Annotated in this window: 8 protein-coding genes and 1 pseudogene; 7 read left to right on the forward strand and 2 right to left on the reverse strand. The window is 70.0% G+C overall.

What is annotated here, in order from left to right; genetic code table 11:
• Window positions 1-27: 27 nt before the first annotated feature.
• Window positions 28-1,014, forward strand: coding sequence for a Bug family tripartite tricarboxylate transporter substrate binding protein (locus AC3WPZ_RS22605; protein ID WP_492441653.1), 987 nt, complete (start codon window positions 28-30; stop codon window positions 1,012-1,014).
• 29 nt (window positions 1,015-1,043) lie between these two features.
• Here AC3WPZ_RS22605 and AC3WPZ_RS22610 read toward each other — a convergent pair whose 3' ends face one another.
• On the reverse strand, window positions 1,044-1,355 hold the full coding sequence (locus AC3WPZ_RS22610; protein WP_382321505.1) for a DUF4124 domain-containing protein: 312 nt from the start codon (window positions 1,353-1,355) through the stop codon (window positions 1,044-1,046).
• A 162-nt stretch (window positions 1,356-1,517) separates the two neighbouring features.
• On the opposite strand from AC3WPZ_RS22610, the gene AC3WPZ_RS22615 reads away from it, so the two are divergent.
• From AC3WPZ_RS22615 to AC3WPZ_RS22630, 4 genes are all read left to right on the forward strand, one after another.
• On the forward strand, window positions 1,518-2,669 hold the full coding sequence (locus tag AC3WPZ_RS22615) for an alpha-hydroxy acid oxidase (RefSeq protein ID WP_382321507.1): 1,152 nt from the start codon (window positions 1,518-1,520) through the stop codon (window positions 2,667-2,669).
• 25 nt (window positions 2,670-2,694) lie between these two features.
• Window positions 2,695-3,936: a Y-family DNA polymerase gene (locus AC3WPZ_RS22620; RefSeq protein WP_492441656.1), complete on the forward strand. Its 1,242-nt coding sequence runs from the start codon at window positions 2,695-2,697 to the stop codon at window positions 3,934-3,936.
• 86 nt (window positions 3,937-4,022) lie between these two features.
• Window positions 4,023-4,301 (forward strand): hypothetical protein, encoded by a 279-nt coding sequence (locus AC3WPZ_RS22625; protein ID WP_382155032.1) that lies wholly within the window; start codon window positions 4,023-4,025, stop codon window positions 4,299-4,301.
• 88 nt (window positions 4,302-4,389) lie between these two features.
• Window positions 4,390-5,232, forward strand: a complete 843-nt coding sequence (locus tag AC3WPZ_RS22630; protein ID WP_492441658.1) for an enoyl-CoA hydratase-related protein — start codon at window positions 4,390-4,392, stop codon at window positions 5,230-5,232.
• Here AC3WPZ_RS22630 and AC3WPZ_RS22635 read toward each other — a convergent pair.
• The gene (locus tag AC3WPZ_RS22635; RefSeq protein WP_382321513.1) at window positions 5,229-5,654 is read right to left on the reverse strand and encodes an Lrp/AsnC family transcriptional regulator; all 426 of its coding nucleotides are present in this window, start codon (window positions 5,652-5,654) and stop codon (window positions 5,229-5,231) included. The genes AC3WPZ_RS22630 and AC3WPZ_RS22635 overlap by 4 nt on opposite strands.
• Before the next feature lie 121 nt (window positions 5,655-5,775).
• On the opposite strand from AC3WPZ_RS22635, the gene ocd reads away from it, so the two are divergent.
• Window positions 5,776-6,855 carry an ornithine cyclodeaminase gene (gene ocd / locus AC3WPZ_RS22640; RefSeq protein WP_444687260.1) on the forward strand — a complete coding sequence of 360 codons (1,080 nt, stop codon included), beginning with the start codon at window positions 5,776-5,778 and terminating at the stop codon, window positions 6,853-6,855.
• A gap of 47 nt (window positions 6,856-6,902) precedes the next feature.
• Window positions 6,903-7,974, forward strand: a pseudogene (locus AC3WPZ_RS22645) (histone deacetylase family protein).
• Window positions 7,975-8,056 lie beyond the last annotated feature (82 nt).

Below are 8,056 nucleotides of genomic sequence, written 5' to 3' on the forward strand. Positions count from 1 at the left end.
TCCCCACGATAAAAACGGAGACAAGACATGCAGAACCTCAACAACCGCTTCTCCCTGGGCCGGCGCTCCGCGCTGGTCCTGGCCCTGGCCGCGACCCTCGGCACCAGCGCCTGGGCGCAGGCCTGGCCCAGCAAGCCGGTGCGCCTGCTGGTCGGCTACTCGGCGGGCGGCGGCGTCGATGCCATGGCGCGGCTGATCGCGCCGCGCCTGTCCACGCTGCTCGGCCAGCAGGTGGTGGTGGACAACCGCACCGGCGCGGCCGGCCTGATCGCGGGCGACGCGGTGGCGCGCGCCGCGCCGGATGGCTACACCCTGATGCTGGGCGACAGCTCTCTGCTGATCGCGCAGCACCTGCAGCCGCGCATGAGCTTCGACCCCATCAAGGCCTTCACGCCGGTGGCGGGCGTGTTCACCCTGCCGCTGGTGATCGTGGCCAACAACGAGGTGCCGGCGAAGACGCCGGCCGAGTTCGTGAAGCTGCTCAAGGACAACCCCGGCCGCTACTCCTACGCCACCTCGGGCGTGGGCACGGTGCACCACCTGGGTTTCGAGATGCTCAAGGGCCAGGCGCGCACGTTCGTCGTGCACATCCCCTACCGGGGCGCGTCGCAGATCGTGCCCGACGTGATGAGCGGCCAGGTGCCCTTCGGTGTGGTGAGCGCGACCTCGGCCATCGCCCAGGCCAAGGCAGGCAAGCTGCGCGCCGTGGCCGTGATGAACCCGGTGAAGCTGGCCGGCGCCGAGGACATCCATCCCCTGTCGGACGCCCTGCCCGGCTTCTCCGCCGTGCCGCGCCTGTACGTGCTGGCACCGGCCGGCACACCGGCCGCCATCGTCGAGCGCCTGAGCGACTCGCTGCGCACCGTGATGGAAGCGCCGGACATCGCGCAGATCGCCGCGCAGCAGGGTGCCGTGCCGGCCTACATGCCGGCCGGCCCCCTGGCCGCCGACATCGTGCGCGAGTCCGCCGAGTGGGGCAAGGTCATCCGCGAGCAGAAGATCACCGCGCAGTGACCCCCCCGTGGCCCGACTCGGGCCCGCGCTCAGGTGCAGGGATCGGGCTGGGGCACCTCGGTGCAGCGCCGGTAGGCCTCGGGTTTGAGGCCGCCGCCGACCACGCGGTACTGGTCGAAGCAGGCGGCGCTGGCCAGGTAGCGGTGCCAGCGCGCCTCGCACGCGCTGGTGCCCGGCGGCAGCGGCGCATCGGCCGGCACGGCCCGGGCCCGGTGCTGCGGCGGCACCTGGGTGCCGTAAACGGTCTGGCCGCGCTCGTCCACCCAGCGGAAAACATCGGCGGCCAGGGCCGCGCCGGGCAGCGCCAGGGCGACGACAAGGGTCAGGGCGTTCAGCTTCATGGCGGTGGGACTCCCGCGACCCGGGGGCGGTTCCGCCGTCCATCCCCCCGGCGCTGCGGCACCGCAGCAAAAATTTCAAAGCCGCGCCACCCGCTTTCACAAGCGAGGGCCGGGGCGCGCGGCTAACATGCCACGACACCCAAAACACCGGAGACTTTCGAGATGACCGTGATCACCAACGTGGAGGACCTGCGCGTCCTGGCCCAGCGGCGCGTGCCCCGCATGTTCTACGACTACGCCGACAGCGGCTCGTGGACCGAGGGCACCTACCGCGCCAACAACGCCGACTTCCAGAAGATCAAGCTGCGCCAGCGCGTGGCGGTGAACATGGAGAACCGCAGCACGCGCAGCACCATGGTGGGCCAGGAGGTGGCGATGCCGGTGGCGATCGCGCCCACCGGCCTCACCGGCATGCAGCATGCCGACGGCGAGATCCTGGCCGCGCGCGCGGCGCGCAAGTTCGGCATCCCGTTCACGCTCTCCACCATGAGCATCTGCTCGATCGAGGACGTGGCGCAGCACGCGGGCGAAGGCTTCTGGTTCCAGCTCTACGTGATGCGCGACCGCGCTTTCATCGAGCGCCTGATCGACCGCGCCAAGGCCGCGAAGTGCAGCGCGCTGGTGCTGACGCTGGACCTGCAGATCATCGGCCAGCGCCACAAGGACCTGAAGAACGGCCTGACCGCGCCGCCCAAGATGACCCTGGCCAACATCCTCGACATCGCCTGCAAGCCGCGCTGGGCGCTGGGGATGCTGGGCACCAAGCGCAAGCAGTTCGGCAACATCGTCGGACACGTGAGCGGCGTGGAGAACATGGGCAGCCTGGGCGAGTGGACCGCCAGGCAGTTCGACCCCTCGCTCAACTGGGGCGATGTGGAATGGATCAAGAAGCGCTGGGGCGGCAAGCTGATCCTCAAGGGCATCCAGGACGTGGAGGACGCCAAGCTGTGCGTGGCCTCGGGCGCGGACGCGCTGATCGTGAGCAACCACGGCGGCCGCCAGCTCGACGGCGCGCAAAGCAGTATCGAGGCGCTGCCGGCGATCGTGGATGCGGTGGGCAGCCAGATCGAGGTGCACATGGACGGCGGCATCCGCAGCGGGCAGGACGTGCTCAAGGCGCGCGCGCTCGGTGCCCGGGGCGTCTACATCGGCCGGCCCATGCTGTACGGCCTGGGGGCCATGGGCGAGGCCGGCGTGAGCAAGTGCCTGGAGATCCTGCACAAGGAGCTCGACCTCACCATGGCCTTCTGCGGCCACACGCAGATCGAGAAGGTCGATAAAGGCATCCTGCTGCCGGGCACGTACCCGACCTGACCGTGAGGGCGGCACCACTGCCGCTATGCTCACCGCCGTGACCTCTCCCACGGCCCGCATCCGGCGCATCGCGCACCTCGACATGGACGCTTTCTTCGCGTCCGTCGAGCTGTTGCGCTACCCGCAGCTCAAGGGCCTGCCGGTGGTGATCGGCGGCGGGCGGCGGCGCGAGGACGACATGTTCGCGCGGCTGCGCGAGACCTACCCCGAGCGCGAATGGACCGGCGAGGACCTGGCCCACATCCCGATCGAGTTCTTTCCCCTGCTTGAAAACTACGTGGGCCGGGGTGTGGCCACCACCGCCACCTACGCCGCGCGCCAGTTCGGCGTCGGCTCGGCCATGGGCCTGATGAAGGCGGCCAAGCTCTGCCCGCAGGCCATCCTGCTGCCGGTGGATTTCGACGAGGTGCGCCGCATCTCGCGCCTGTTCAAGCACACCATCCGCGAGATCGCGCCGGTGATGGAAGACCGGGGCGTGGACGAGGTCTACATCGACTTCACCGACGTGCCCGGCGGCCAGCGCGAGGGCGGGCGCGTGCTGGCGCGCCTGATCCAGAAGAGCATCTTCCAGGCCACCGGCCTGACCTGCTCCCTCGGCGTGGCACCCAACAAGCTGATCGCCAAGATGGCGAGCGAATTCCAGAAGCCCAATGGCATCAGCATCGTGCACATGGACGACCTGCAGACGCTGATCTGGCCGCTGCCCTGCCGCAAGATCAACGGCGTGGGCCCCAAGGCCGATGCCAAGCTGCAGGGCCACGGCATCCACACCATCGGCGACCTCGCGCAGCGCGAACGGCCCTGGCTGGTCGAGCACTTCGGCAAGAGCTATGGCGCCTGGCTGCACGAGGTGTCCTGGGGCCGCGACGAGCGCGTGGTGCAGACCGAGAGCGAGCCCGTGAGCATGAGCCGCGAGACCACCTTCGACCGCGACCTGCACGCCGTGCGCGACCGCGCCGAGCTCGGCGCCATCTTCACCCAGCTGTGCGAGCAGGTGGCCGACGACCTGCAGCGCAAGGGCTACGTGGGCAAGACCATCGGCGTGAAACTGCGCTACGACAACTTCCAGATCGTCACGCGCGACAGCACGATCGCCCATTTCACCAGCGACGCGAGCAGCATCCGCCGCCACGCCGGCCTGTGCCTCAAGCGGGTGGACCTCACGCGCCGCATCCGCCTGCTGGGCGTGCGCGTGGGCTCGCTGGCCAAGCTCGGCGAGGTGCCGCCCGAGCCCGAGCGCCCCCCGGAGCCGGCCCAATTGTTCTGAGGCCGCGCGGCCGCCATTGACGGAAGCTGACGCCAAACTTACAGTGTCAGAGACTGGATGTCAGCCGCATTCCCGAGGGGTCTGCCATGAATCTCTGTCTCAGGCTTGACGAGTTGGAGCGCATCAAACGCTGGCACGTGGCGCACCGCCGGGACCACCCGCTGGAATACCAGCTGTGGGACGGCATGCTCACGTTCTGGGTGATGGGTTGGGTGGGTTGCGTGCCGGCCTTTTTCTCGGAGGCCCTGTGGCTGCTGCCCTTCTGCGTGATGGGCATCTGGGCGCCCGGGCTGTACGTGCGCTGGCGCCGCAAGGTGCACCGGTCGCACCGCCTGCGCTGCGACTGGCTGGGGCCGTACAACTGAGCGGCGGAGCCGTCCGGGCCGGGACAGTCCCCGTGGCGCGCGCGGACTACAGTGGTCCGTTGCCCACCACCACCGAGACCAGCCCGCCATGACCGCACCGACCTGCTTCACCCTCAGCACGACCGACCACATTGCCCACCTGGTGCTGAACCGGCCCGCCGAGCTCAACACCATGCACCCGACCTTCTGGCGCGAGCTCGACGAGCTGCTCACGCGGATCCACCACGAGGGCCAGGCGCGCGCGCTGGTCATCAGCAGCACGGGCAAGCACTTCAGCGCCGGCATGGCGCTGGAGACCTTCGGCGGCGCGATCCAGATGGACGACCAGAGCCCCGAAGGCCGCGCGGCCATCTACGACCTGCTCACCGACATGCAGGCCACCTTCACCAAGATCGAAAACCTGCGCATCCCGGTGATCTGCGCCATCCAGGGCGGGTGCATCGGCGGCGCGGTGGACATGGTCACGGCGGCCTGCATCCGCTATGCGAGCGCCGACGCGTTCTTCTGCATCCAGGAGATCAACATCGGCATGGTGGCCGACGTGGGCACGCTGCAGCGCCTGCCCAAGCTGATCCCCTTCGGCGTCGTGAAGGAGCTGGCTTACACCGGCCGCCGCCTGCCCGCGGGCAAGGCGCTGGGCCACGGCCTGGTCAACGAGGTGTTCGACACCGCCGAAGCCACGGTGGCCGCCGCGCTGCAGTGCGCGAAGGAAATCGCCGCCAAGCCCCCGGTGGCGATCTGGGGCACCAAACAGGCCGTGACCTACGCGCGCGACCACTCGGTGGAAGACAGCCTGCGCCAGATGGGCTGGCTGCAGGGCACGGTGTGGAGCAACGCCCACGTGCGCGAGGCCATCAGCGCGATCAAGGACAAGCGCGCCGGCCAGTTCACGCCGCTGGCCGAGCTGCCATCGTTCAAGGCCCTGGGCTAGGACAGACGGTACGTCGCCAGGTGCAGGCTGGTCTCGGTGCTGCTGATGCCGCGGATGAGGCGGATGCGCTCCAGCACCTGGGACAGCTCCGCCAGGCTGCTCGCGCGCAGCTCGGCGAGCAGGTCCCAGCGGCCATTGGTGTCGTGCAGCTCGGCCACGCCGGGCTCGCCCAGCAGGCTGGCGATCACCGCGCGGGTCTGGTTGCCTTCCACCGCCACGCTCATCCAGGCGCTGATCTCGTCGGGCTTGGCATCGGGCCGCAGGCGCACCGTGTAGCCCACGATGACCCCGCTGTCCTCCAGCCGCGCGATGCGGTTGGTGACCGTGCCGCGCGACACGCCCAGCTTCTTGGCCAGCGCGGCCACGTTGGTGCGCGCGTCCTTGCGCAAAAGGCCGATCAGTTGCTGGTCCAGGGCGTCCATTCGGGCATTATGCGGTCCGAGGCTGACTTTTTGACAATTTTCTGTCGAAATTCAAGCACAGTTGACGATTTACATTGATCGAGCGCTTGGCGACACTGAGGACATCACCCAAGGATTCCCCATGAAAGCCGCCACCTCGTCCTCCCTGCCCACCCTGTTCCTCAGCGCCCAGGATGTGGCCACCCTGGTCCACCGCCTGGGCCTGCCCGCCGCGCTGGACCGCCTGGCCGGCACCCTGCACGCCGACTACCTGCGCTGGCCCTCGTTCGACAAGTCGGCGCGCGTGGCCAGCCACTCCACCGACGGCGTGATCGAGCTGATGCCGATCGCCGACGACACCACCTACGCCTTCAAGTACGTCAACGGCCACCCCAAGAACACCCAGAGCGGCCTGCCCACGGTGATGGCCTTCGGCGTGCTGGCCGAGGTGGCCACCGGCGTGCCCGTGCTGCTGAGCGAACTCACGCTCACCACCGCGCTGCGCACCGCCGCCATGTCGGTGGTGGCCGCGCGCGCGCTGGCCCGCCCCAACAGCCGCCGCATGGCGCTGATCGGCAACGGCGCGCAGAGCGAGTTCCAGGCCCTGGCCTTCCACCACCTCATGGGCATCGACGAGATCCGTCTGTACGACACCGACCCGGCCGCCACGCGCAAGCTGATGGACAACCTCGCGGGCCAGCCCGGCCTGAGGCTGCTCGCCTGCGACAGCATCGCCCAGGCGGTGCGCGGCGCCGACATCGTGACCACCGTTACCGCCGACAAGACCAACGCCACCATCCTCACGCCCGACCTGATCGAGCCCGGCATGCACATCAACGGCGTGGGCGGCGACTGCCCGGGCAAGACCGAGCTGCACCCCGACGTGCTGCGCATGGCCTCGGTCTTCGTCGAGTACGAGCCGCAGACCCGCATCGAAGGCGACCTGCAGCACCTGCCCGCCGACTTCGCCGTGACCGAACTCTGGCACGTGCTCGAGGGCAACGCCCCCGGCCGCGCCAGCGCGGCGCAGGTCACGCTGTTCGACTCGGTCGGCTTCGCGCTGGAAGACTATTCGGCCCTGCGCTTCCTGCGCGAGGTCGCGGGCGAGCTCGGCCTGGGCCAGGCGCTGCCGCTGATCCCCGCGCTGGCCGACCCGAAGGACCTGTTCGGCCTGCTGCGCCGGTCCGAGCCCCGGCAGGTGGAGCTGGCGCTGGCGGCCTGAGGCGGCCGCTTTCGCTACGATGGGCGTCCCCCATCGTTCGCCAGCGCATGAAAACCTTTCACAACCCCCACCACGCCGGCCACGCCGGCCAGCAGGAAATGTTTCGCGGCCGCATGGTGCCCTGCCATGAGGTGCCCGCGCGGCTGGACTTCGTGCTCGCCGAACTGCAGCGCCGCCCGCTGGGGACCCTCACCCCGCCGGCCGTGGACGCCGCCGCGCTGGACACCGCCATCGCCCGCGTGCACGACGCGCGCTACCTGGCTTTCCTGGCCACCGCCTGGGACGACTGGGTGGCCATGGACCCCGCCAACGCGCAGCGCGACGCCCTGCCCTCGGTGTGGCCGCTGGCCAACCGGCACGGCTTTCGCAACGACGTGTTGCCGCACAACTTCGCGGCGCGCCTGGGCCTGTTCTCCTTCGACTCCGGCTCACCCCTGACCGCAGGCACCTGGGCCGCCGCGCGCGGCGGCGCGGGGGGGCGCGGCCTGCGCGCTCGCGGCGGCGCAGGCCGTGGCGGGTGGTGATCGCAGCGCCTTCGCGCTCTCGCGCCCGCCCGGCCACCACGCGGGGCCTGATTTTCTGGGCGGCTACTGCTTCCTGAACAACGCCGCGATCGCCGCGCAGGCGCTGCGCGACGCCGGCCACGCCAAGGTGGCGGTGCTGGACGTGGACTACCACCACGGCAACGGCACGCAGACCATCTTCTACGAACGCGCCGACGTGCTCACGGTCTCCCTCCACGGCGACCCGGCGACCGAGTACCCCTTCTTCCTCGGCCACGCGGACGAGCGCGGCGCGGGCGCGGGCACCGGTTTCAACCTCAACCTGCCGCTGCCGCGCGGCACCGGCGTGCAGGCCTGGCGCGCGGCACTCGACACCGCCCTGCGCGCGGTGAGCGATTTCGGTGCGGATGCGCTGGTGGTGCCCCTGGGCCTGGACACCTTCGAGGGCGATCCGATCTCCGGCTTCACGCTCCAGACCGGCGACTACGCCGCCGTCGGCGCGGCGCTGGCCGGCGCGGGCCTGCCCACGGTGTTCACCTTCGAGGGCGGTTACGCGGTGGACGAGGTCGGCACCAACGCCGTCAACCTGCTCGAAGGCTTCCAGCGGGCGGCCTGAGCACCCGGCTGAATCCAGGCGCTCCCCGGGTGCGTATCCAGAGGGCCATGAAGCCCTCACCACCCCCTCAACGCCCCGACAT

Source organism: Hydrogenophaga sp. FW305-3-2-15-A-LB1 (assembly GCF_058787875.1).